Raw genomic sequence first — 25,491 nt, 5'->3', positions numbered from 1 at the left:
CCCGGGGCCGCCGGTCAGTGACGGCCCCGGGCGTGGGGCAGAACCGAGCACGCGGGCAACGGCTGTCCCGCCACGCTTACTTGATGCCCGCGTCGGCGCACGCCTTCTTGAACTCGGCCGTGCAGATCTGGCTCGCCTTGTAGACCTTGTCCTTGATGATCGTGCCCGCGATGTCGTCCTTGGTCACGACCTGCGCGTCGTACAGCATCGCCGGGATGCCCTTGAAGTCCCCGCTGATGGAGTCGACCTTGGTGGGCGTGAGGTCGGTGAAGTCCTTGCCCTGGAGCAGGCGGACGGCGATCTCGGCGGTGGTCTCGGCCTCCGGCTTGATCTGCTTGTAGATCGTGAACGCCTGCTTGCCGCTCAGGATCCGCTGGAGACCGGCGAGTTCGGCGTCCTGGCCGCCCACCGGGACGTCCACGTCACGCTTGCCGAGGGCGGAGATGATGCCGCCGGCCATGCCGTCGTTGGCGGAGTAGACGCCGTCGAAGCCGTCCTTGCCGAGCGCGTCGATCGCGGCGGACATCTTCTTGTTGGCCTCGTCCGGCGACCAGTCCGGGATGTCCTGCTCGTAGACGATCTTCTTGACCTGCTTGTCGAGGACGCTGTGCGCGCCCTTCTTGAACAGCGGGGCGTTCGGGTCGGTCGGCGAGCCGTTGATCATGACGACATTGGCGTCCTTGGCCTTGTCGCCGAGCGCCTTGACCAGGCCCTCGCCCTGGAGGCGGCCGATCTTCTCGTTGTCGTAGCTGACGTACGCGTCGAGCGGGCCCTCGGCGAGCCGGTCGTACGCGACGACCTTGACGCCCTGGTCCTTGGCCCGCTTAACCCAGGACTTGGTGGCCTTGTAGTCGACGGAGTCGAGAATGATGACCTTGACGCCCTTGGTGAGCAGCGCCTCGAACTGCTTCTTCTGGGTCTCGGTGTCCTGCGCGGCGTTGTTGTAGTCGACCTTGCAGTCCGCGCACAGGTCCTTGATCTTGCCCTCGATGATCGGGCGGTCGAAGGTCTCGTAGCGCGTGGTCTTGTTCTCCGGAAGGAGCAGACCAATGGTCTTGTTGTCGCCGCCGCTGCCGCCGCCCTCGCCATCGCCGGCCTTGCCGCAGGCGGTCATGGCGAGTGCCATGGAAACCGTCGCGGTGCCTATGACGACGCGGCGCGTCATTGCGTTCATACGGGGTGCCATACGGGGTGCCTCCCTGACGAGGCCGCGTCGTTGCGGCCGAGGTGGCTGGAAGTCAACTCGGCCGCCAGGCGAGCGTCAAGGAGTAAATCCTTAACGAGATGACAACGGTGCCATCCGTTATCTAAGTGAAGGCAGGCTTGATCCGGTAGGGAAGGCAGGCTTGATCCGGTAGGGAAGGCAGGCTTGATCCGGTAGGGAAGGCAGGCTCGACCCGGCGGTAACGGCAGGCCGCGCCGCCGGCCGGTCCGCTACGTGAGGGCGGGCTCGGCCCCCACCGCGCCCTCCAGCAGCGTCGAGTCGCCCATCTCGCTGAGCGCGAGCGCCAGCGCGCCCAGCACCTCGGCCCGGCCCCCGAGCGCGCCCGGAAGCACCGTCAACTTCCGTGCGGCGCTGGGGATCGCGTACCGCCCGACCGACTCCCGGATGGGCGTGAGCACCAGCTCGCCGGAGTCCGCGAGGTCCCCGCCGAGCACGATCCGCGAGGGGTTGAGCAGGTTGCACAGGCTCGCCACGCCGGAGCCGATGTGCCGCCCGACGTCGGCGATCACGCGCCGGCAGCCCGGGTCGCCCTCCTTGGCGAGCCGGACCACCTTCTCCATGGTCAGTCCGGCGCCGTGGCTCGGCTCAAGCAGCGGAAGCACGTACCGCGCCGCCGCGAAGGTCTCCAGGCAGCCGCGGTTGCCGCAGCGGCACACCGGGCCCGACTCGTCGAGCGTGATGTGCCCGATCTCGCCAGCGGTGCCGCCGGGCCCCCGGTAGATCCGCCCGTCGATCACGAGCCCGGCGCCTACGCCGCTGGCGACCTTGATGTACGCGAGGTCCTTCACTCCGCGCCCGCTCCCCCAGACCAGCTCGCCGAGTGCGCCGAGGTTGGCGTCGTTGTCGACGTGCACCGGCATGCGCAGGCGGGCGGAGAGCTCCTCGCCCGGCTTGGTGCCCTGCCAGCCCGGCAGGATGGAGATGGAGCCGAGCGTTCCGGTCTCCAGGTCGATGGGTCCGGGCACGCCGAGGCCGACGCCGACGACCTTGGAGCGGTCCACTCCGGTCGAGTCGATCAGGCGGAGCACCAGCTCCTCGGCCCGGTCGAGGCCCTGCGCCGCGGAGGCGTCCACGTCGAGCGGTTCGGACTCCTCGGCGACCACCTGGTGGGCGAGGTTGCCGATGGCGACGCGCAGGTGCGTATGGCCGAAGTCGACGCCGACGACCAGGCCCGCGTCACCGCTGAGCGAGACGCTGCGGGCCCGGCGGCCGCCCGCCGAGGTCGGGGTGACCTCGACCGTGCCGCTGCCCTTGAGCTCGCGGACGATATTGGAGACGGTGGCCGCCGAGAGGCCCGTCGTCCTGGCGATCTCCGCCTGGGTGAGCGAGCCGGCCATCCGTACCGCTCGGACGACTCGCTCCAGATTGGCCCGGTGCAGTGATGACTGCGACCCCGGAGTCTCCACGACGACCTCCCTTGCCGGGCCGCGGTCTCCCTTGACCGGGTCCCGGCTCCATCCAACTTATGAACTCTAAGCTCAGCCCGATCCCGTGACCGGCGTCAAGCCCTTGAAGTCAAGCGCTTGAACTTGAAAGCGACGGGCGCCACCAGTCCCGGTGGCGTACGTACCACTCGACGGTCTCCGCCAGGCCCTCGTCGAAGTCACGAAGCGGCCGGTAACCCAACTCCTCGCGGATCTTGCGGTCGTCGAGGGCGTAGCGCTGGTCGTGGCCCTTGCGATCGGCGACATACGCGATCCGTGAACGGTCCGCGCCGAGCAGCCCGAGCAGCCGGTACGTCAGGTCGCGGTTGGTCAGCTGGGCGGTGCCGCCGATGTGGTAGATCTCGCCGGGTCTGCCGTGCAGCCGGACCAGGTCGAGGCCGCGGACGTGGTCGTCGACATGCAGCCAGTCGCGGACCTGCCGCCCGTCGCCGTAGAGCGGGACGTCCTCGCCGCTCAGGATGCGGGCCACGAACAGCGGGATGATCTTCTCGGGGTACTGGTGGCTGCCGTAGGTATTGGCCGCGCGGGTGATGCGTACGTCGAGGCCGTGGGTGCGGTGCAGGGCGAGCGCGAGCAGGTCGGCGGAGGCCTTGCTCGCGCTGTACGGCGAGGACGGGGCGAGCGGGGCGTTCTCGGTCCAGGAGCCGCGCGCGAGGGAGCCGTACACCTCGTCGGTGGAGGCCAGGATCACGGAGCGGCGGTGCCGGAGCGCGGCGTCGAGCACGGTCTGGGTGCCGAGCACATTGGTGCGTACGAAGAGCGCGGCGTCCTCGATCGAGCGGTCCACGTGCGACTCGGCGGCCAGGTGGACCACCTGGTCGTGCGCCGCGACCAGCTCGTCGACCAGACCGGCGTCGCACACGTCCCCGTGCACGAGCTCGACCTCGGGCCCGCCGAGATCGAGGTTGGCCTTGTTCCCCGCGTAGGTCAGGGCATCCAGGACGGTGACCCGGCGCGGCTCGGGACCGGCCGCCAGGGCCCGCACATAGTGCGAGCCGATGAAGCCGGCGCCGCCGGTGACGAGGATGCGCTCCGCTGGGTTCACCAGAGGATTCTCGCCGACGCGGCGCCGGGCTCCGAAATCGGGGTTATCGGGGTTACTGGATCGTCGAAATCGGGTTACTTGATCGTGGCCGCGGTGAGCCCGGACTGCACCTGCCGCTGGAAGGAGAGATAGACCACCAGGACCGGCACCATGGAGATCGTCATCGCGGCGTACAGGGCGGGCAGGTCGGTCTCGTAATTGCCCTGGTTGATCAGCTGCACCAGGCCCTGCGCGAGCATCGACCGGTCCGGGTCCGCGCCGCTCTGCCGCTGCATCAGGGTGAGCGGCAGAATGTACTGGTTCCACTGCCCGAGGACATTGAAGATGCCGACGCTGACCAGGCCGGGCTTGGCCATCGGCAGCATGATCTGGAAGAACACCCGGGTGTGCGAAGCCCCGTCGATCACCGCCGCCTCGTGCACCGCGCTCGGCAGGGTGCGGAAGAACGAGTGCAGATAGAACACCGTGAACGGCATCGAGTACGCGATATAGACGAGGATCAGGCCCTGATAGGTGTTCAGCATGCCGAGCCGGTCCACCATGAAGTACAGCGGCACCAGGGCCAGGAAGACCGGGAACATCGAACCGGCGACGAAGAAGTAGTAGAAGAACCGGTTACCGACGAAGTCATAACGAGCGATGACATACGCGGCCATGGCCCCGAAAAGCATCGTGAGCGGGACGGAGAACGCCATCACGATCACGGTGTTGAGGAGATAGTCCCCGACGCCCTTCTCCCAGCCGCGCGCGAAGGCGTCGAAGTTCCACTCCTTGGGCCAGGCCCAGGCGCTCGCACTGATCTGTGCGTCGGTCTTGAAGTTGCCCAGCAGAATCCAGATCAGCGGCAGCACGATCATGATCGCCCAGAGGATCAGGAATCCGTGCGAAAAGGCGTTGAGGGTCTTGCCCTCGACCTGGCTGTTGTCGCGGAACCCGGTGCCCGTGCCGCGCTGGCCCGGGAGCTTTGCCAAGGTGTCGGGCGGCTGCGTCGCGGGAGCGGTCATGGTGCGCCCCTCCTCAGAATTCGATGCGGTCGCGGCGGCTGGCCCGCAGCGTGACGATGGACACGATCAGGGTGAGCAGAAGCATCACCACACCCATGGCGCAGGCGTATCCGCTCTTGTTGAAGATCTGGAAGTTCCGCATCAGATACGTGGAGATGACCTCACTGTGGTGGTCGGGGCCACCGCCGAAGTCGCCCGCGGTCAGCGTGGAGACGAGCAGGAACCCGTCCATCGCCAGGATCGCCAGAAACACCCAGGCCGTCTGGATGGTCTCCCAGAGCAACGGGAGCGTGACCCGGAAGAACGTCTGCACCCGGGTCGCGCCATCGAGCAGCGCGGCCTCGTACACGTCCTTGGGAATGGACTGCATGGCGGCCGAGAACAACACCATGTAGAAACCGGCGCCCGCCCACACCATCACGAAGATGACCGCGGGAAGCACCAGATCGGGGTCGTTCAGAAACTCGACCGGCCGCCTCTTCTCGCCCAACCCGACCGCGTTCAACGTGCCGTTGATGAGGCCGCCCTCGTCGCCCCGGTACACCGCCCGGAAGAGGATCGCGAGGATCGCGATGGAGAGCACCTGCGGGAAGAAGAACACCACGCGGTAGAAGCGGGAGCCCTTCACGCCGGTCACTCCCCCGGCGCCGCCCCTGCCGCCGACGTTCACCATGAACGCGAAGAACAGCGAGAGCAGAATGGTCAGACTCGGCACGAGCACCAGGAGCAGCGCGTTATGCCCCAACGCCTGCAAGAAGACGTCGTCCTGGAGCATCTTCTTGTAGTTGTCCAGGCCGATGAAGTTGAAGGTCTGTTTCGTGCCTCCCCAGTCCGTGAACGAGTAGCCGATCGTCTGCAGATACGGCCAGATCACGAGGAGGACGTAGAGCCCGACCGGGACGAACAGAAAACCCGCGATGAACGGGTACTTGTTGCGATGCATAACACCTGCTCCTGGTGCCTGTTCCCTGTTGCTGTCCGGCGGATCAGTCCCGCTGGTGGTCGGGGTTCTTCTTGGCCTCCTTGTCGACGGCCTTCTGGGCGCGCTCCAGCCACTTCTTGGGCGTGATGCGCTTGGCCATCAGTTCACCGGTGGCGTTCTGGATGGCGGTGTCCATCTCGCTGTACCACTCCGGGTAGCGGAAGTTGAAGCGCTCCTCGACCGGGCAGGCCTCGACCGCCTTGAGCGCGGTCTTGATGCCGGGCCGCAGCTGGACGCTGGAATCGACGTACTCGGGGCCGAGCACGGAGAGCGAGCTGGCCGTCTTGGCGAAGGTGGTGGCGCCCTCCTTGGAGAGCATCCGGCGCAGGAACTCCAGGCCGCCGGGCTGGTTGTTGGCGTCCTTCGGCACGATGAACGGCTCGTCGGCGCCGGTGCGCAGGGCGTGCAGCTTCATCTTGCTGTCCGGAAGCAGCGGCAGCGGCAGGAAGGTGCTCACGAACCCCTTGGGGGTCTGCTTGATCTGCTCGTTCTCCAGCCAGGAGCCGGAGGGGATGAAGACGGCCTTGCCCTGGTTCCAGCGGGTCTGCGCCTCGGTGTGCTCAAGGGAGTTGGTACCCGGCATGAGCAGGCCCTTCTCCACGATCTCGTAGACCGCCTCGATGGACCGCTCGGCCGCCTCGTTGCCGACGAACGCCTTGGGGTCGAGGTTGTCGATCGCCTTCACGGCGTCCATGCCGCCGGTCTTCGCGATCAGGTCCATGATCACGATGTTCATGTAGTACGGGTACTTGCCCTGGTGGGCCAGGCCGCCGATGCCCTTGGACTTGGCGTCCTTCATGATGTCGATCAACTGGTCCCAGGTCTGGGGGACTTCCCAGCCGTGCTTCTCGAACATCTTGCCGTCGTACCAGAGGCCCCAGGCCGCGTAGACGTAGAACAGCGCCTGGAACTTGCCGCCGAACGTGCCCTGTTCGATGACGCCGGGCAGCAGGATGTCCCGGACCTTCTTGCCCGGGTCGTCGAAGGACGGGGCGTCGAGAAGCTGGGTGAGGTCGGTGAGCTGGCCCTGCTTGGCGAGCTGGTCCAGCTTGATCTTCTTGGCGCCGGAGTTGTCCACCACGTCCGGCGGATTGCCCTTATTGAAGCGCGGCTGGAGGCGCCCGGTGACGTCCTGCTCGCCGGTGTGGGTGATCTCGCCGCCCCACTCCTTCTTGAAGGAGGTCTCCCACTGCTTGGCGTAGGCGTCGCCGTAACCGCCCTTGAAGATGAAGACGTCGAGGGGGTTGTCCTTGGTGACGCCGAAGGGGTTCTGCTTACTCGTCTCGCCCTTCTTCACCTTGTCGTCGCTGCTGCTGCCACCTGCGGCGCAGGCGGAGAGCGCGCTCATGGTGGGGATGGACACGATGCCGAGGGCGGCGGCCCGCTTGATCAGGTCGCGCCGGCCGATTCCTGAGGTGGATCCCATGCTCATGCTCAAGTCCTCGCCTTCTCCAGGACTCAGGCGGTGAACCGGATCCTCCCCGGCACCGCGCGGTGTGGTGAAGCAGGGTCGTACGGTGCTGCCCCGGGTGCAGACGCGGACAGGTATAGTCCACTCGCCTTCGCAGGAGCAAGATCGAATACACCATTACCCGGCAGTCTTTCCCGAGTTGAGACCTCGTGTGGTGCGGTCGCGCGGTCGCGTCAGCACGCCGTACGCCCCTGACTCGACCCTCTCCCACCCGTCCTCCGTCACCCACTGGACTTTTGCGTGGGACCTTGTGGACTTTCGTTTCCGCCCGAGCGGGCCCCGGGACCGTCTCGCATCAGCCTCTCGCGCACCTCAACACCCTTGACACACCACACCACTTGCCGCCCTACTGGACCCTGCAAGCGGTGTGACAACGTTGTCCAACTCGCAGAGAGGCCCCGGAATGCAGGGCAGAGTCCCGTACCGAAATCCCCGGAGAAGACCTCATCAAGGCCACCGCCCCGCCATCGCGGCGGCCGCGCTGCTGCTCGTCGCCACGGCGCAGGGTGCCGTCTCGGCTACCGCGGCGGCGGCACCCCAAAAGGCCGATTCCGCCCGGGAGTTCAGCTCTTCCTTCGAAGCGGATGAAACTCCGCCGGACTGGACCGACACCCCCGAGACCACCCCCGACGGCGGCAAGAAGGCCTCCGGTGTCGACGGCGCCTACAGCAGTGGCATCCCCGGCAATGTCACCGATCGCGTCACGGAGGTCCGCGCCAGCGGCGAGAACGCGGGCGCCGGTGAGGTCAAGGAGAACCTCGTCGACGGTGAGCCGACCACGAAGTGGCTGACCTTCGCGCCCACCGGCTGGGCCGAGTTCGACCTCGACGAACCGGCCAAGGTCGTGACGTACGCGCTGACTTCGGCCAACGACCACGCCGAGCGCGACCCCAAGGACTTCACGCTCAAGGGCTCCACGGACGGCAAGGAGTGGAAGACCCTCGACACCCGCTCCGGCGAGACCTTCCCGGGCCGCTTCAAGACCAAAACGTACGACTTCACGAACGACACGGCCTACGCCCACTACCGCCTGGACATCACCGCCAACAACGGCGCAGAAGGGATCACCCAGCTCGCGGACGTGCAGTTCGCCGTCGACAAGGGTGAACAGCCGCCCCCCGAGGACATGCAGGCCTCTGTCGACCGCGGCCCCACCGGCTCCCCGACCGCCAAGGCGGGCGCCGGGTTCACCGGTAAGCGGGCGCTGCGTTATGCCGGGCGGCACAAGCCGGACGGCCGGGCGTACTCGTACAACAAGGTCTTCGACGTCGACGTGCCGGTCACCGACGCGACCGAGCTGTCCTATCGGATCTTCCCGTCCCAGCCCGAGCCCGCGCCCGACCTGGGCTATGCGGCGACGCATGCCTCCGTCGACCTGGCGTTCACGGATGGCACCTATTTGAGTGATCTGAAGGCGGTCGACCGTCACGGCGGGGTGCTCACGCCGCAGGGTCAGGCGGCCGCGAAGCGGCTCTACGTCAATCAGTGGAACCAGGTGGCCTCGCGGATCGGCGCGGTCGCGGCCGGTAAGACGGTCGACCGGGTGCTCGTGGCGTACGACGCGCCGAAGGGCCCGGCGCAGTTCCGCGGCTGGGTGGACGATGTCCGGATCGCCCCGAAGGCCCCGGAGAAGCCGAAGGCCCATCTGTCGGACTACGTGTCCACGACGCGCGGCACCAACTCCTCGGGCGGCTTCTCGCGCGGCAACGCCTTCCCCGCCACGGCCGTGCCGCATGGCTTCAACTTCTGGACGCCGGTGACCAATGCGGGCTCGCTGAGCTGGCTGTACGACTACGCGCGCGGCAACAACGCGGACAATCTGCCGACGATCCAGGCGTTCAGCGCCAGCCATGAGCCGAGCCCCTGGATGGGCGAGCGGCAAACCTTCCAGTTGATGCCGTCCGCCGCGTCCGGCACCCCGCCGACCGGCCGGGACGACCGTGAACTGGCCTTCCGGCACGAGCGCGAGACGGCCCGGCCGCACTACTACGGGGTGCGGTTCGAGAACGGCGTACGGGCCGAGATGACGCCTACCGACCATGCGTCGATGATGCGTTTCCGATTCCCGGGAGACGACGCGTCGGTGAGCTTCGACAATGTCTCCGACAAGGCGGGCCTGACCCTCGACCGCGAGAACGGCGTCGTGACCGGCTACTCGGACGTCAAGAGCGGTCTGTCGACCGGCGCCACGCGGCTCTTCGTGTACGGCACCTTCGACCGCCCGGTGACGGATGCGGACGGCAGCGGCGTGAAGGGATTCTTCCGCTTCGATCCGGGTGCGGACCGTACGGTCACGCTGCGCCTGGCGACCTCGCTCATCTCGGTGGACCAGGCGAAGGCCAACCTGGACCGGGAGATTCCGCAGGGCACGTCGTTCGGCACGGTCAAGGACCGGGCCCAGGCGCAGTGGGACGAGCTCCTCGGCAAGGTCGAGGTGGAGGGCGCGACCGAGGACCAGCTGACGACGCTCTACTCCAGCCTGTACCGCCTGTACCTGTACCCCAACTCCGGCTTCGAGAAGGTCGTACAGAAGGACGGCAAGGCCAAGTACCAGTACGCGAGCCCGTTTTCACCGCAGACCGGTCCGGACACCCCGACCCATACCGGCGCGAAGATCGTCGACGGCAAGGTGTACGTCAACAACGGCTTCTGGGATACGTATCGCACGACCTGGCCCGCCTATTCCTTCCTCACTCCGAAGAAGGCGGGCGAACTGGTCGACGGATTTGTGCAGCAGTACAAGGACGGCGGCTGGATCTCGCGCTGGTCGTCTCCCGGGTACGCGGACCTGATGACGGGCACGTCCTCGGATGTGGCGTTCGCCGACGCGTACGTCAAGGGCGTGGACTTCGACGCGAAGGCGGCGTACGAGGCGGCCCTGAAGAACGCCACGGCCGTACCCCCGAGCCCGGGCGTGGGCCGGAAGGGCATGGCGACGTCCCCGTTCCTCGGCTACACCAGCACGGAGACGCACGAGGGCCTGTCCTGGGCCCTGGAGGGCTACCTCAATGATTACGGCATCGCGAGGATGGCCACGGCCCTGCACAAGAAGACCGGTGAGGACCGGTACAAGGAGGAGGCGGACTACTTCCTGAACCGCGCCCGGGGTTACGTCCATCTCTTCGACGCGGACGCGGGCGGCGTCGACGACTCCGGTAGCAAGGGCTTCTTCCAGGGCCGTGACGTCAAGGGCGACTGGAGAGTGGAGTCGTCGAAGTACGACCCGCGCATCTGGGGTTACGACTACACGGAGACCAACGGCTGGGGTTACGCCTTCACGGCCCCGCAGGACTCGCGCGGCCTGGCCAATCTGTACGGCGGCCGGAGCGGGCTCGCGGAGAAGCTGGACACGTACTTCTCCACGCCGGAGACGGCCAAGCCCGAGTTCGCCGGTTCGTACGGCGGCGTCATCCACGAGATGACGGAGGCCCGGGACGTACGGATGGGCATGTACGGGCACAGCAACCAGGTCGCCCACCACGCGACGTACATGTACAACGCGGCGGCGCAGCCGTGGAAGACGCAGGAGAAGGTCCGCGAGGTCCTCTCCCGCCTGTACGTCGGCAGCGAGATCGGCCAGGGCTACCACGGCGACGAGGACAACGGCGAGCAGTCGGCCTGGTACCTGTTCTCGGCGCTCGGCTTCTACCCGCTGGTCATGGGCAGTGGCGAATACGCCATCGGATCCCCGCTGTTCACCAAGGCGACCGTCCACCTGGACGGCGGCAAGGACCTGGTGATCAAGGCCCCGAAGAACAGCGCGGAGAACGTCTACGTCCAGGGCGTACGGGTCAACGGCGAGAAGTGGACCTCAACGGCCCTGCCCCACGAGGAAATCGCCGACGGCGGCACGATCGAGTTCGCCATGGGCCCGAAGCCGTCGAAGTGGGGCACGGGCAAGGACGCGGCCCCGGCCTCCATCACGGACGACGACGAGGTGCCGAGCCCGCGCGAGGACGCGGTCCGCGGCGAGGGCCCGCTCTTCGACAACTCCTCGACGACGGCTGCCGAGGTGGCCTCGGTGAACCTTCCGGTACGGGGGGCGACGCGGGCGGTGCAGTACACGCTGACGTCGTCGACCGAGCGGTCGAAGGCCCCGTCCGGATGGGTCCTTGAGGGCTCGGAGGACGGCAAGGAGTGGCGGGTGCTCGACCGCCGTACGGAGCAACGCTTCGCGTGGGACCAGCAGACCCGGGTCTTCTCCATCGACCGTCCGGGCACGTACGCCCATTACCGCCTGGTTCCTACGGGTGCGTCGACGCTGGCGGAGGTGGAGCTCCTGAGCCGGTAGCAACGGCCCGCTGGATCAGCCGCCGAACAGTTCGGCGAGGTGCCCCTCGAGGAGGCGGACGGCCTCCTCGGGGGTGTGCACCTCCAGGGCGATATAGGAGTTCAGGCCCTCGACGAGGCAGATCAGCCGCATCGCCTCGGCGTCGGGGTCGCGGCGCTGCGGCACCTCGCCGCTCTGCTGCGCCTGCCGCAGCTGGTCCGCGAAGAAGGCGCGCAGCTGCGGGATGCCCTCCTGGGCGAGGGACCGCAGCTGCGCGTTGTGCACGGCGCGCACGAAGTAGGCGACACCCACCAGGTATCCGGTGCGGCTCTTCTCGTCGAGGGCGATCATTCCGCGCAGGCACTCGCGCAGCACCGCCTGCGGCGAGGGCTCCGCGCCGAGGGCCGCGATGCGCTCCCGGATGCCCTGGTCGGCCAGCTCGTTCATGCGGCGCAGCGCGAAGGTCAGCATCTCTTCCCTGGTGCGGAAGTAGTGCTGAAGGCGGCCGAGCGAGATGCCCGCTTCGGCGGCGACGTCCCGCAGGCTCGCACCCTCCAGGCCCCGGGTGCTCGCGATGCGGAAGAGGGCCGCGGCGATCTCCTGGCGCCTGGCCTCGTGATCCACCTGCTTCGGCACGCGCCGCTCTCCCTCCGCCGCTTTGACAAGTCATCTGTATTGTATAGCCTGAGCTTATTCAATACAGATGACTTGCGAACGGGGGTTCCATGACCAGCTCCATTTCCATGACCACGCAACCACCACCCCAACTGCGCCCGCCCCGGCACCGGGTGGACCCACGCGCCCGCCGCTGGTGGACCGTCCAGGCGCTGCTCTGCTTCAGCGGCCCGCTGCTGCTCACGGCCGTCGCCCTGCTCACCGTCGCGGCCCTGTTCTTTCCGGGCGCACTGCCGTGGCTCGCGCCGCTCGTCGGCGCGGTGCTTGTACTACCCGCCCTCGGCCATCTGCTGGTGATGCCGCGCTGGCGGTACGCCGTGCACGCCTGGGAGTTGGGCGGTGCCGCGGTGTACGCGGCGAGCGGCTGGTACTGGCAGCAGCGGCGGATCGCCCCGCTGTCCCGGGTGCAGACCGTGGACACGGTGCGCGGCCCGCTCCAGCGCCGGTACGGCCTGGCCACGGTGACCGTGACGACCGCGTCCACGGCCGGGGACATCCGGATCGCCGGGCTCTCCGACGCGGATGCCGAGGAGCTGTCACACCGGATCGGGGTTGCGGCGCAGGCGGTACCGGGTGATGCCGCATGAGCCGTCCCACTGCCCCGGCCGCCGCGGGGCCGGAGTTCGCCGACTGGCGCCGACTGGACCGGCGGACGCTGCTCGTGCACTGCGGCTGGCTGGGCGCGCCGCTCGGCACCTTCGCCCTGACCGCGCTCGCCACCGGCGGCCGGATCGGCACCGAGGCGTGGCTCACCCTCGGCTGCGTCGCCGTCGCCTTCGCCGCGGTCACCGCCGTCGGCCTGGCGCGCTGGGCCCGTACCGACTACCGGGTCACGGCCGACTCCCTCGATGTGCACACCGGCCTGTTCACGCGCCGCCTGCGCACCGTCCCGCTGCACCGCATCCGCACCGTCGACCTCACCGCGACCCCGCTGCACCGGCTGCTCCGCGTCACGGTGCTGCGCGCGGGCACGGCCGGATCGGGCGACGGGAGCGGCGAGTTGTCCTTGGAGGCACTCGCCGTACGGGACGCGGAACGGCTGCGGGCCGTGCTCCTCGCCCGCGCCGACACCCGCTCGGCGGCCGACGAGGAGCCGGTGCTCGCCCGGATCGACTGGCGCTGGCTGCGCTACGCACCGCTCACCTTCTGGGTGATCGGCGGGGTGGGCGTGGCGGTCGGCGCGGCCTACCGGATCCTGGACGGCATCGGCATCGAACCCTGGCGACTGCCCTTCGTGCAGCGGGCGTTCACGGAGTTCGGCAGCAGCGTCCTGTGGCTGACGGTCCCGGCGGCGCTGCTCGCCGTCCTCGCCCTCGGGTCCCTCGGCTCCCTCGCCCTGTTCGTCGAGAACTGGTGGAACTACCGCCTGGAGTGGACCGACGACCGCACCCTGCGGATCCGCCGCGGGCTGCTCACCACCCGCTCGGTCACCATCGAACGGGCCCGCCTGCGCGGCGTCCTGCTGCGCGAGCCGCTGCTGCTACGCGGCGGGGGCGGCGCCCTGGTCAAGGCGGTCGCGGGCGGCCTCGGCAACCGCGAGGACAACCGCCGCCGCAGCGCCCTGATGCCCCCGGCACCGCGCGCCCGGGCGGTCCGCGCCGCCTCCGGCGCGCTCCGGCACCCGTTCCCCGCACCGGAGTTGACCCGGCACCCGCGGGCGGCGCTGCGCCGACGGCGGACTCGGGGGCTGGTGTTCGGGGTGCTGCCCGGCGTGCTGACCTTCGCCGCCCTGGGCGTTCCCCTCTCCTCGCCCGTGCTGCTTCACTGCGCCTGGGCGTACGCGGTGGTGGCCACGCCCGTGGTCCTGTGGCTGGCCCGGGACGCGTACCGGAATCTGGGGCACGGGCTCGACGGCCGCCATCTGGTGGCCCGCTCGGGCACGTTCAGCCGGGACACGGTGGCGCTGCGCCGCTCCGCGGTGCTCGCCTGGACCTTCTCCGGGTCCCCCTTCGCCCGCAGGGCGGGAGTGGTGACGCTGACGGCGGCCGTGGCGGCGGGCGAGGACGGGTACCGGATGCCGGACCTGGACGCGACGTCCGCCGCGGGGTTCGCGGCCGAGGCGGCGCCGGGGATCCTGGACGAGTTCCTGACGGTGCCGGCGCGCGACGCTCGTACGGACAAAGCGACGCGGTAACGCGTAGTAACGCGCGAGGGCCGCACCCCCGGGCCCGGAAGCCCAGGGGTGCGGCCCTCAACTGCCGCTACCGGCCGCTTACTTGCGGATCAGGTTGCGCAGCACGTACTGCATGATGCCGCCGTTGCGGTAGTAGTCCGCCTCGCCGGGGGTGTCGATGCGGACGACCGCGTCGAACTCACGGCGTACATTATCGGCTTCGCCGGGGGCCGTGTCCGTGGTCACCTTGACCGTGCGCGGCGTCGTGCCCTCGTTCAGCTCGGTGACGCCGGAGATGGAGAAGGTCTCCTCGCCGGTGAGGCCGAGGGCCTCGGCCGAGGCGCCCTCCGGGAACTGGAGCGGCAGGACGCCCATGCCGATGAGGTTCGAGCGGTGGATGCGCTCGTACGACTCGGCGATGACGGCCTTGACGCCGAGCAGCGCGGTGCCCTTGGCGGCCCAGTCACGGGACGAGCCGGAGCCGTACTCCTTGCCCGCGAGCACGACGAGCGGGATGCCCTGCTCGATGTAGTTGCGCGAGGCGTCGTAGATGAACGAGACGGGGGCGTCCGCCTGCGTGAAGTCGCGGGTGTAGCCGCCCTCCGTGCCCGGCGCGATCTGGTTGCGCAGGCGGATGTTGGCGAACGTGCCGCGGATCATGACCTCGTGGTTGCCGCGGCGCGAGCCGTAGCTGTTGAAGTCGCGACGCTCCACGCCGTGCTCGGTGAGGTACTTACCGGCCGGGGTGTCGGCCTTGATGGCACCGGCGGGCGAGATGTGGTCCGTCGTCACCGAGTCGCCCAGCTTGGCCAGGACGCGGGCGCCCGCGATGTCCTCGACCGGGGCCGGGTCCATCGTCATGCCGTCGAAGTACGGGGGCTTGCGGACATAGGTGGACTCGGCGTCCCACTCGAAGGTGTCACCGGTCGGGACCGGAAGCGCCTGCCACTGGGCGTCGCCCGCGAAGACGTCCTGGTAGGACTTGTTGAACATGTCCTCGCCGATGGCGTTCGCCACGACGTCGTTGACCTCGGCCTCGGACGGCCAGATGTCCGCGAGGTAGACCGGGTTGCCGTCCTGGTCGACGCCCAGGGCGTCCTTGGTGATGTTCACCTTCATGGAACCGGCGAGGGCGTACGCGACGACCAGCGGCGGGGACGCCAGGTAGTTCATCTTGACGTCGGGGTTGATCCGGCCCTCGAAGTTCCGGTTGCCGGAGAGGACCGAAGTGACCGCGAGGTCGTGGTCGTTGACGGCCTTGGAGACCTCCTCCGGCAGCGGGCCGGAGTTGCCGATGCAGGTGGTGCAGCCGTAGCCGACCAGGTTGAAGCCGACCTTGTCGAGGTACGGGGTCAGGCCCGACTTGTCGAAGTAGTCGGTGACGACCTTGGAGCCCGGCGCGAGGGTGGTCTTGACCCACGGCTTGCGGGTCAGGCCCTTCTCGACCGCCTTCTTGGCCACCAGGGCGGCGGCGACCATGACGTACGGGTTCGAGGTGTTGGTGCAGGAGGTGATGGCCGCGACCGTCACCGCACCGTGGTCGATCTCGTACGTCGAGCCGTCGGGGGCCGTGACCGGCGTCGGACGGGTCGGGATGCCGTTGTGCTCGGCCGGGGAGTCGGAGGCCGGGAAGGACTCCTTGCCCGCCTCCTCGTCGTCCTCGACGTAGTTGCGTACGTCGACCGCGAACTGCTCCGCGGCGTTGGCCAGGACGATGCGGTCCTGCGGGCGCTTCGGACCGGCGATCGACGGGACGACCGTGGCGAGGTCGAGCTCCAGCTTCTCGGAGAAGTCCGGCTCGGCGGCCGGGTCGAGCCACAGGCCCTGCTCCTTCGCGTACGCCTCGACGAGCGCGACCTGCTGCTCGTCACGGCCCGTCAGGCGCAGGTAGTTCAGGGTCTCGTCGTCGATCGGGAAGATCGCGGCGGTGGAGCCGAACTCCGGCGACATGTTGCCGATGGTGGCGCGGTTGGCGAGGCTCGTGGCGGCCACGCCCTCGCCGTAGAACTCGACGAACTTGCCGACGACGCCGTGCTTACGGAGCATCTCGGTGATCGTGAGGACCAGGTCGGTGGCGGTGGTGCCGGGCTTGAGCTCACCGGTCAGCTTGAAGCCGACGACGCGCGGGATGAGCATCGAGACCGGCTGGCCGAGCATCGCGGCCTCGGCCTCGATGCCGCCGACGCCCCAGCCGAGCACGCCGAGGCCGTTGACCATGGTGGTGTGCGAGTCGGTGCCGACCAAGGTGTCCGGGTAGGCCTGGCCGTTACGGACCATGACCGTGCGGGCCAGCTTCTCGATGTTGACCTGGTGCACGATGCCGGTGCCGGGCGGGACGACCTTGAACTCGTCGAAGGCGGTCTGGCCCCAGCGCAGGAACTGGTAGCGCTCGCGGTTGCGGCCGTACTCCAGCTCGACGTTCTGCCGGAACGCCTCGTTGGTGCCGAACTTGTCGGCGATGACGGAGTGGTCGATGACCAGCTCGGCCGGGGCCAGCGGGTTGATCTTCGCGGCGTCGCCGCCGAGCTCCTTCACGGCCTCGCGCATGGTGGCGAGGTCCACGACGCAGGGCACACCGGTGAAGTCCTGCATGATCACGCGGGCCGGCGTGAACTGGATCTCCTGCGACGGCTGCGCCTGGGAGTCCCAGCTGCCGAGCGCGCGGATGTGGTCGGCGGTGATGTTCGCGCCGTCCTCGGTGCGGAGCAGGTTCTCCAGGAGAACCTTCAGGCTGTAGGGAAGGCGAGCGGAGCCCTCGACCTTGTCCAGCCTGAAGATCTCGTACGACTCGCCGCCCACGCTCAGCGTGGAGCGGGCGTCGAAGCTGTTCGCCGACACGACAGTCTCCTTCATATATGTGCGCGTTCCACCGCAATCCTGCCGTCAGGCCGGTTGGCCGATCCGCTAAGGTAGGGCTAAGTTAGGTAACCCTTACCGCCAGACCCGGCAAACCCGCACGGCTGCGGCACGCCTCGGCAGATATCTCGATGTCGAGATAACTCTAGTACATGGCGGAGGCGGGGTCATGCCCTGCCCTGCCCTCTTGCTCTTTGTCACGCCCTCTTGCGCGTGCGTCAGGTGTGTGGACCGACCTTTGGACCGGATCCGCGCGGGCGACAGCGACTTTGGTCGCACCTGTTGATCCCGTCGGCCGATCCGGCGCCGGACCCGGCCTTCCTACCCTGTCGGCATGACGGCAGAACCGCACGTGGGCAAGGTCACCCGCAAGGCCACCGAACCAGGGTCTGGGCCGGGCGTCGCGGGGCAGGTGGGACTTCCGGCCCAGACCCTGGGCCCGCCCCCTTGGCTCGCGCCCGCCTTCGCGCTCTGCGGAGCGGTGGCCGGGCCGCTGGTCGCCTTGCTCGCGCATGTGCTCCTCAAGCTTCCCTGGGCGCCCTTCGAGGGACCGGCCCGGCTGCTCGCCTCCGTGCCGCAGCCCTGGCTGACCATCGGCACCGCCGCAGTGGGCGCGGCCGCCGGGCTCGTCGTCGGGCTCATCGCGGTGCACGAGGAGCTGGGGCTCCGGGTCACGCCGGACGCGACGACCCTCACCCGGGGCGACGTGAGCCGCGAGGTCGCGCGCGCCGATGTCGCCCTGGTCGCCCGGGACGGCAAGCAGCTCGTGCTGCTCGGGCCCGGAACCGAGGAACTCGCCCGCGAGGAATGCGACCTGAATGGCCGCCGACTGGCCGAGGCCTTCGACGCGCACGGCTGGCCCTGGGCGGACGCCGACCCGCACCGCGAGGCGTTCCGGCTCTGGGTGCCCGACCTGCCGGGGCTTCCGGACGGCGCCGACGCCCTGCTCAAGGCGCGGGCCCGGGCCCTGAAGCGGACCGGTGCGGAGGCCGAGGTCCGGGAGCTGCGCGCCGAGTTGGCACGGCTCGGCGTGTACGTACGCGATGAGAAGTCCGGGGGGACGGGCGGGCGTAAGCAGCAGTACTGGCGGCGGGCCGTGGAGTCGTGAGCGGCTCCGGTACCGGCCGGTTGCCGGAACCCGGAGCCGCGACGATCGCCCCATGTGTTCAGCGGCGCGCACTTGAACCCTCCCTCAGCCAAAGCTGGGGGATTCGTGGCTCACGTTGCCTGCGACGCAGCGGGCCAGCAGGCCTTACACGATCAACACCAGCCGGGACGGAACCTGCCCGGTTTGATACGGCACAGCTTGGTGGTGCTTGTGCTGGCTTGGCTCTCGCTCAGCACGGCGTACGCGCTTGGTTCTCGCAGCGCACGACGGCCAGTTTATCCGAATTCCTCGTGACGGAGTCACGCTTGGCCGAGACACCGCGGCGCCTCGGCCGCACTCAGCCTCTGACAGTCCGCCAAACCCCGGACGGGCGCCTCGGGTGGACGCCCGATATGCTCCGTATTAGGCACTGTCACCCGAATGGACACCCCCCGCAGGGAGGCATCTCATATCTGAGATAACCTGCGGCCATGGCAGACGACTACCTCGTACGCATCGGCAAGCTCATCCGTGACGCCCGTCAACACCGGGGCTGGACACAGTCGCAGCTCGCCGAGGCACTCGGTACCAGCCAGAGCGCCGTCAACCGCATTGAGCGCGGTAACCAGAACATCAGTCTTGAGATGATTGCCCGCATCGGTGAAGCTCTCGACAGCGAAATCGTCTCTCTTGGCTATGCCGGTCCCATGCACCTGCGCGTGGTCGGCGGGCGCCGGCTCTCCGGGTCCATCGACGTCAAAACCAGCAAGAACGCCTGTGTCGCGCTGCTCTGCGGCTCGCTGCTCAACAAGGGCCGTACCGTGCTGCGCCGGGTCGCCCGGATCGAGGAGGTCTTCCGGCTCCTGGAGGTCCTCAACTCCGTCGGCGTACGCACCCGTTGGATCAACGACGGTGTGGACCTGGAGATCGTGCCCCCGGCCGACCTCGACATGGCGTCGATCGACGAGGACGCCGCCCGCCGCACCCGCTCGATCATCATGTTCCTCGGTCCGCTGCTGCACCGCATGGACCACTTCAAGCTGCCGTACGCGGGCGGCTGCGACCTCGGCACCCGCACCGTCGAGCCGCACATGATCGCGCTGCGCCGGTTCGGTCTGGACATCACCGCGACCGAGGGGCTCTACCACGCCGTGGTGGCGCGGACGTCCCCGGACCGCCCGATCGTCCTGACCGAGCGCGGCGACACGGTGACCGAGAACGCGCTGCTCGCCGCGGCCCGCAACGACGGCGTGACGGTCATCCGCAACGCGTCCTCCAACTACATGGTCCAGGACCTCTGCTTCTTCCTCGAGGCCCTGGGCGTACGCGTGGAGGGCATCGGCACCACCACACTGACCGTGCACGGCGTGCCGGACATCGACGTCGACGTGGACTATTCGCCGTCCGAGGACCCGGTCGAGGCGATGAGCCTGGTCGCCGCGGCCGTGGTCACCGAGTCCGAACTCACCATCCGGCGCGTGCCGGTGGAGTTCATGGAGATCGAGCTCGCGGTCCTCGAGGAGATGGGCCTCGACCACGACCGCTCGGCCGAGTACCCGGCGGACAACGGCCGCACCCGCCTGGTGGACCTCACCGTCCGGCCCTCCAAGCTGGAGGCGCCGATCGACAAGATCCACCCGATGCCGTTCCCCGGCCTGAACATCGACAACGTGCCGTTCTTCGCGGCCATCGCGGCGGCCGCTCAGGGCAAGACGCTGATCCACGACTGGGTCTACGACAACCGTGCGATCTATCTCACGGACCTCAACCGCCTCGGCGGACGGCTCCAACTCCTCGATCCGCACCGGGTGTTGGTCGAGGGCCCGACCCGCTGGCGGGCCGCCGAGATGATGTGCCCGCCCGCGCTGCGGCCCGCCGTGGTGGTGCTGCTCGCGATGATGGCGGCCGAGGGCACGTCGGTGCTGCGCAATGTGTACGTCATCAACCGCGGGTACGAGGAGCTGGCGGAGCGGCTCAACTCGGTGGGGGCGCAGATCGAGACGTTCCGGGACATCTAGGGACTGGCAGCCCCTGAGGGCGGGCGGGTGCGGAGCGCGCACTCGCCCGCCTTTCGTGGTGGTCCGGCCCTTTCGTTGCGGTCCGGCCCCTGGTCCGGTCCTGCGTATGCGGAACATAAGCCACCGGGGGCGTTATTCGGACAACTCTCGCCTGTGGGCGTACATCCGGAATATTCACCTCCAGGCGCGGGCCGGGCGGCGCTCGGCCGGTCCGTCCGTACGCTTACGCCCCTTCTGGTGGCGGAAGTCCTGATTCCGTCCGCCTCCGTTTCACCGGTCATTCACCAACTCGCCCGTCGGGCCTGGCCGGAACACCGGCACCTTCCTTGACGTGAGCATCCCCCTCATCGAGCCTTCCGGTCGGCCCGCGAGCCGACACACCCGGCACGGACCGCTTTACCCCGAGAACACCACAGGGCATCCCCCGGCCCTCGGCACGACAGCACCTGTCATGGCTACCGAGGAGGGGTAGATGTCTTCCTTACGTACGAGACTCGCCGGCGTCCTGACCGTCGCGCTGGCGGCGGTCGCGCTGGGCGTGGGCCCGGTGGGTACCGCGCACGCGGCCGAGCCGGAGGGCGAGGGCGCCACCATTCTGGCCGAACCGGACTTCAAGGCTCCGTTCGTCTGTGGCGAGGAGTGGCGCTACTTCACCTATGACGGCCATGGGACGGACGACCTGGCTCTGGACTTCAACTGGGGCGACAGCCCGGACGCCGACCTCGGCAAGCCGGCCCTCGCCTCGGCCGAAGGCACCGTCAAGACCGTCGCCTTCGACGGCGAGGGCGGCGGCAACTACGTCTTGATCGACCACGGCGACGGCTGGGAGAGCGGCTACTTCCACCTGGAGAAGCAGCTCGTCAAGGTCGGCGACAAGGTCGCGCGCGGCAAGCAGATCGGCACGGTCGGCGGCACCGGCGGCGTCCCGCCGCACCTGCACTACCAAGTGAAGCTGAACGGCGCGCTCCAGAAGATCGGCTTCGACGGCAAGTCGCTCCACCCGTACCCGTACGAGCCGGACTTCAAGACCGTGACCAGCACCAACTCCTGCGACGGCGAGGACCCGCCGGAGGAGCCGGAGGAGCCCAAGGCGACCGAACTCGCCTACACCGGCGTCGAGTCCCTCTCCAACGGCTCGCCCGCCGAACTGTCCGCGACCCTCAAGGACGAGGACGGCAAGGCCGTCGCCAAGCGGAAGGTGAGCTTCGCGCTCGGGACCGGGGACAGCGAGCAGACCTGTGAGGGCACGACCGACGACAAGGGCTCGGCCGGCTGCACCATCGACCCGGTCAAGCAGAAGCTCAACGGGGACGGCACGGTCCCCGTGGCACTCGCGTTCGCGGGGGACGACGAGTTCAAGGCGTCCAAGGCCGAGGCCGAGGTGAAGCTGGAGTACGTGTCCGGACGTGCGTACGGCCTGAAGGCGGACGTTCCGCTGCTCGGTCTGCCGCTCGCGATCGAGCCGACCCCGGACACCGGCGACGTACGCACCGCCGAGGCCGAGAGCGTCAAGCCGCCCTGCGCGCAGCGCGTCAACGCGCTCGTGCTCTCCGCCGACACGCTCTGTGCCGAGGTCACCGGCTCCACCGGTCCCAGCACGGCGACGTCCACGGCCAGCCTCGAAGAGGCCCGCGTCGGGCTGCCCGGACTGCCCGTCGTCGGCGTCTCCGGCGTCAAGTCCACCTCGACGAGCTCGTGTTCGGCACAGTCCGGCAGCGTGGACCTCACCCTGACCGTCGCCGGTACGCCCGTGAAGATCGGGGACACCCCGAACTTCGAGGTCGACCTCGGCGTGGCGGGCACCAAGCTCGTCGTCAACGAGCAGGTGAAGCAACAGGTCGAGGGCGCCGACAAGCTCACCGTCAACGCGGTGCACCTCACCGCACCCGGTGGCATCGACGTCGTCCTCGGCTCCAGCACCAGCGCGGCACACAACTGCGCCGCCTGACCCCAGGCCGACGCAGCGGGGCGCCTCCCTCGGGGGGCGCCCTTACGCGCTGTCGGGCAGCACCGCCACCCCATCAAGCTCCACCATGGCCTGCTCGTCCCAGAGCCGGACCGCGCCGATCACCGCCATCGCCGGATAGTCGCGGCCCGCCAACCGGCGCCAGATGCGGCCCAGTTCGGGGGCGTGCGCGCGGTAGTCGGCGACGTCGGTGGCATAGACCGTGACCCGGGCCAGGCGGGACGGATCACCCCCGGCCGCGCGCAGTGCGGCGAGGAGATTGCCGAGGGCCACCTCGAACTGTTCCGGCAGCGTCGCGCCGATCACCTTGCCGTCGCCGTCGAGGGCGGTCTGACCGGCCAGGAAGACCAGCCGGGAGCCGGTGACCGTGACGGCGTGCGAGAAGCCGGTGGCCGGGGAGAGTTCCGCGGGGTTGACGCGCTCCAGGCTCACTCGGACCCCTCCTGGCGCTCGGCCTGCCGTGCGTACAACTCCTTGGCGATGATGGTGCGTTGCACTTCGGTCGCCCCCTCGTAGATCCGTGGCGCCCGCACCTCGCGGTACAGGTGCTCCAGCAGATGGCCCCGCTCCAGGGCGCGTGCGCCGTGCAGTTGGACCGCCGCGTCGACGACCCGCTGCGCGGTCTCCGTGGCGAGCAGCTTGGCCATCGCCGCGCGCCGCGGCACATCCGGGTCGCCTCGGTCGTACGCGGCCGCCGCGGCGTACACGAGGAGCCGGGCCGCCTCCGTGTGCGTGGCGAGCTCGGCGACCTGGTGGGCCACGGACTGGAGGTCCTTCAACGGGCCGCCGAACGCCTGCCGCCCCGCGGTGTGCGTCACCGTGGCGTCGAGGGCCGCCTGGGCCATGCCGAGCGCGAAGGCCCCGACGCTCGGGCGGAACAGGTTGAGCGTGCCCATCGCCACCCGGAAGCCCCGGTCGACCTCGCCGAGTACGTCGTCCGGGCCGACCGGAACCCCGTCGAAGGTCAGGGCACCGATCGCGTGCGGGGCGAGCATGTCGAGGCGGCGGCCGGTGAGGCCGGGACGGTCCGCCGGGACCAGGAAGGCGGTCACTCCGCGAGCGCCCGTACCCGGGGTCGTACGCGCGAAGACAGTGTAGAAGTCGGCGTCCGGGGCGTTCGAGATCCAGCACTTCTCGCCGGTCAGGCGCCACCCCCCGGCGTGCGGCGCGGCGTTGAGGGACAGGGCCGCCGCGTCCGAGCCCGCGTCCGGCTCGGTGAGCGCGAAGGCGGCGACCGCCTGGCCCGCGGTCACCCGGGGCAGCCAGGCCGCCCGCTGCTCCGGGGTGCCGTGGGCGTGCACCGGGTGGGCGCCCAGACCCTGCAGGGCGAGCGCGGTCTCGGCCTCCGTACAGGCGTAGGCGAGGGACTCGCGCAGCAGGCAGAGGTCGAGCGCGCCGGAGGTGAACAGGCGGGAAATCAGCCCGAGTTCACCGAGCGCGGCCACCAGCGGACGGTTCACCCGCCCAGCGCCCGGGCCCCCGCCCCCATCGGGCCGCTCAAGCGGACGCAGGCGTTCCGCAGCGAGCTCCCGCAGCTCGGCGCACCACTGTTGCTCCTTCGGATCCAGCGAGAATGCCGACACCGACATGCCCCCTTATCGTGGAGTTATCGCGAACCGTTGACTGCCGTCACCATCACGATACGCTCGTTGCGCGACGCCACCACGTCTCCAGTACGTCAGAGGGGCGCACCATGGAGCTGACGACCTCGGCCCACGCCGATACCTTCGCGCGCGATCATCTGCCGCCCACGGACCAGTGGCCGGACCTGCTCTTCGATCTGCCGGAACTGCGCTACCCGGACCGGCTCAACTGCGCCACCGAGCTGCTCGACCGCACCGTGGAGCGGTTCGGCGCGGACCGTACCGCGTTCCGGCTCCCGGACGGCGGGGCCTGGACCTACGGACGGCTGCGCGGCGAGGTCGACCGGATCGCGCACGTCCTGACCACCGAGCTCGGCGTCGTACCCGGCAACCGGGTGCTGCTCCGCGGCCCCACCACACCGCACCTGGCGGCCTGCTGGCTCGCGGTCCTGAAGGCGGGCGCGGTGGCGGTCACCGTCCTGGACCGGCAGCGGGCCACCGAGCTGGCCACGATCTGCGAGATCGCCGAGGTCCGGCACGCCCTGTGCGACGCCCGCAGCGTCGCGGACCTGCACCGGGCCGAGGTGCCGGGCCTGCGGGTCACCACCTTCGGCGGGGACGGGCCTGACGACCTGCTGCACCGGGCGGCCCGGCAGCCGGAGCGCTTCGATCCGGTGGACACCGCGGCGGACGACGTGGCCCTGATCGCGTTCACCAGCGGCACCACGGGGCGGCCCAAGGGCTGTATGCACTTCCACCGCGACGTACTCGCCATCGCCGACACGTTCGCGAAGCACGTGCTGCGCCCTGAGCCGGACGACGTGTTCGCGGGCAGCCCGCCGCTCGGCTTCACCTTCGGCCTCGGCGGCCTGGTGGTCTTCCCGCTGCGGGCGGGCGCGGCCTCGCTGCTGCTCGAACAGGCCGGTCCCAAGCAGCTGTTGCCCGCGGTCGCCGAGCACCGGGTCTCGGTCCTGTTCACCGCGCCGACGGCGTACCGCGCGATGCTCGACGGGCTGGACGCGTACGACGTCTCCTCGCTGCGCCGCTGCGTCTCGGCCGGTGAGAACCTGCCCGCGGCGACCTTCGACGCCTGGCGGGAGCACACCGGGCTCGGCCTGATCAACGGCATCGGCGCGACCGAGCTCCTGCACATCTTCATCTCCGCCGCGGACGACGCGATCCGCCCCGGCACCACCGGCGTGCCCGTGCCCGGCTGGCAGGCGCGCGTGGTGGACGGCTCGGGCAAGCCGGTGGCCGACGGCGAGCCGGGCCTGCTCGCGGTGCGCGGCCCGGTCGGCTGCCGCTACCTCGCCGACCCGCGGCAGTCGGAGTACGTACGCGACGGCTGGAACGTCACCGGCGACACCTACATCCGCGAGCCGGACGGCTACTTCCGCTATGTGGCCCGCGCGGACGACATGATCATTTCGGCGGGGTACAACATCGCGGGCCCCGAGGTCGAGGACGCGCTGCTGCGCCATCCGGACGTCCTGGAGGCCGCGGTGGTCGGGCAGGCGGACGAGCTGCGCGGCCAGATCGTGGTGGCGCACGTGGTGCTGCGGGACGGGGTGCCACGCGGCGACGCGACGGTGGCGCTGCTCCGGGACTTCGTGAAGGCCGAGCTGGTGCCGTACAAGTGCCCGCGCGAGATCCTCTTCGCCGAGGAGCTGCCGCGTACGCCCACGGGGAAGCTGCAGCGGTTCCGGCTGCGCGCGGCCCAGAACGTGTCCCCGTACGACAAGCCTTAAAGT

The 25,491-nt window shown here is 69.3% G+C and carries 17 protein-coding genes; 7 read left to right on the top strand and 10 right to left on the bottom strand.

The window, feature by feature from the left end:
* Positions 1 to 76: 76 nt before the first annotated feature.
* The 6 genes from ACWD10_RS09495 to ngcE all read right to left on the bottom strand — a co-directional run bounded on the left by ACWD10_RS09495 (position 77) and on the right by ngcE (position 7,127).
* Complete coding sequence (locus ACWD10_RS09495) at positions 77 to 1,174, bottom strand: substrate-binding domain-containing protein (protein ID WP_451088720.1); 1,098 nt, start codon at positions 1,172 to 1,174, stop codon at positions 77 to 79.
* A 260-nt stretch (positions 1,175 to 1,434) separates the two neighbouring features.
* A complete protein-coding gene (locus ACWD10_RS09490) occupies positions 1,435 to 2,631 on the bottom strand; it encodes an ROK family transcriptional regulator (RefSeq protein ID WP_451088718.1) in 1,197 nt (398 codons plus the stop codon).
* Between the two features lie 109 nt (positions 2,632 to 2,740).
* Complete coding sequence (rfbB, locus tag ACWD10_RS09485) at positions 2,741 to 3,718, bottom strand: dTDP-glucose 4,6-dehydratase (protein WP_451088814.1); 978 nt, start codon at positions 3,716 to 3,718, stop codon at positions 2,741 to 2,743.
* A 71-nt stretch (positions 3,719 to 3,789) separates the two neighbouring features.
* Positions 3,790 to 4,719 carry a carbohydrate ABC transporter permease gene (locus ACWD10_RS09480; RefSeq protein WP_451088717.1) on the bottom strand — a complete coding sequence of 310 codons (930 nt, stop codon included), beginning with the start codon at positions 4,717 to 4,719 and terminating at the stop codon, positions 3,790 to 3,792.
* A gap of 13 nt (positions 4,720 to 4,732) precedes the next feature.
* Positions 4,733 to 5,662 (bottom strand): carbohydrate ABC transporter permease, encoded by a 930-nt coding sequence (locus ACWD10_RS09475; RefSeq protein WP_451088715.1) that lies wholly within the window; start codon positions 5,660 to 5,662, stop codon positions 4,733 to 4,735.
* 43 nt (positions 5,663 to 5,705) lie between these two features.
* Entirely contained in the window at positions 5,706 to 7,127 is a 1,422-nt protein-coding gene (ngcE, locus tag ACWD10_RS09470; protein ID WP_451088812.1) for an N-acetylglucosamine/diacetylchitobiose ABC transporter substrate-binding protein, read from the bottom strand.
* Between the two features lie 448 nt (positions 7,128 to 7,575).
* Between ngcE and ACWD10_RS09465 the strand changes: the two genes are divergently transcribed.
* Positions 7,576 to 11,463, top strand: a complete 3,888-nt coding sequence (locus ACWD10_RS09465) for a GH92 family glycosyl hydrolase (RefSeq protein WP_451088713.1) — start codon at positions 7,576 to 7,578, stop codon at positions 11,461 to 11,463.
* Between the two features lie 15 nt (positions 11,464 to 11,478).
* Here the strand turns inward: ACWD10_RS09465 and ACWD10_RS09460 are convergent, their stop codons facing one another.
* Complete coding sequence (locus tag ACWD10_RS09460) at positions 11,479 to 12,078, bottom strand: TetR/AcrR family transcriptional regulator (RefSeq protein WP_451088711.1); 600 nt, start codon at positions 12,076 to 12,078, stop codon at positions 11,479 to 11,481.
* Positions 12,079 to 12,167: 89 nt separating this feature from the next.
* Between ACWD10_RS09460 and ACWD10_RS09455 the strand changes: the two genes are divergently transcribed.
* Positions 12,168 to 12,704: a PH domain-containing protein gene (locus ACWD10_RS09455; RefSeq protein ID WP_451088709.1), complete on the top strand. Its 537-nt coding sequence runs from the start codon at positions 12,168 to 12,170 to the stop codon at positions 12,702 to 12,704.
* A complete protein-coding gene (locus tag ACWD10_RS09450) occupies positions 12,701 to 14,251 on the top strand; it encodes a PH domain-containing protein (RefSeq protein ID WP_451088707.1) in 1,551 nt (516 codons plus the stop codon). The genes ACWD10_RS09455 and ACWD10_RS09450 overlap by 4 nt, the downstream gene beginning before the upstream one ends.
* 78 nt (positions 14,252 to 14,329) lie before the next feature.
* On the opposite strand, the gene acnA is transcribed toward ACWD10_RS09450, so the two are convergent.
* Positions 14,330 to 17,068 carry an aconitate hydratase AcnA gene (acnA, locus tag ACWD10_RS09445; RefSeq protein ID WP_451088705.1) on the bottom strand — a complete coding sequence of 913 codons (2,739 nt, stop codon included), beginning with the start codon at positions 17,066 to 17,068 and terminating at the stop codon, positions 14,330 to 14,332.
* Between the two features lie 352 nt (positions 17,069 to 17,420).
* Between acnA and ACWD10_RS09440 the strand changes: the two genes are divergently transcribed.
* From ACWD10_RS09440 to ACWD10_RS09430, 3 genes are all read left to right on the top strand, one after another.
* On the top strand, positions 17,421 to 18,194 hold the full coding sequence (locus ACWD10_RS09440) for a YqeB family protein (protein WP_451088703.1): 774 nt from the start codon (positions 17,421 to 17,423) through the stop codon (positions 18,192 to 18,194).
* Positions 18,195 to 18,664: 470 nt separating this feature from the next.
* Entirely contained in the window at positions 18,665 to 20,191 is a 1,527-nt protein-coding gene (locus ACWD10_RS09435) for a helix-turn-helix domain-containing protein (RefSeq protein WP_451088701.1), read from the top strand.
* Between the two features lie 472 nt (positions 20,192 to 20,663).
* Positions 20,664 to 22,139, top strand: coding sequence for a choice-of-anchor P family protein (locus ACWD10_RS09430; RefSeq protein ID WP_451088699.1), 1,476 nt, complete (start codon positions 20,664 to 20,666; stop codon positions 22,137 to 22,139).
* A gap of 42 nt (positions 22,140 to 22,181) precedes the next feature.
* On the opposite strand, the gene ACWD10_RS09425 is transcribed toward ACWD10_RS09430, so the two are convergent.
* A complete protein-coding gene (locus ACWD10_RS09425) occupies positions 22,182 to 22,589 on the bottom strand; it encodes a RidA family protein (RefSeq protein ID WP_451088697.1) in 408 nt (135 codons plus the stop codon).
* Positions 22,586 to 23,740, bottom strand: coding sequence for an acyl-CoA dehydrogenase family protein (locus ACWD10_RS09420; protein ID WP_451088810.1), 1,155 nt, complete (start codon positions 23,738 to 23,740; stop codon positions 22,586 to 22,588). Before ACWD10_RS09420 ends, ACWD10_RS09425 begins: the two co-directional genes overlap by 4 nt.
* Before the next feature lie 110 nt (positions 23,741 to 23,850).
* Here ACWD10_RS09420 and ACWD10_RS09415 point away from each other — a divergent pair, with 110 nt between their 5' ends.
* Entirely contained in the window at positions 23,851 to 25,488 is a 1,638-nt protein-coding gene (locus ACWD10_RS09415) for an AMP-binding protein (protein ID WP_451088695.1), read from the top strand.
* The last annotated feature ends 3 nt before the right edge of the window (positions 25,489 to 25,491 follow it).

It is taken from the genome of Streptomyces sp. NPDC002851 (genome assembly GCF_053591935.1).
Note: the sequence above shows the minus strand (reverse complement) of the source record. Positions and strands in the feature narration are given on the sequence as shown.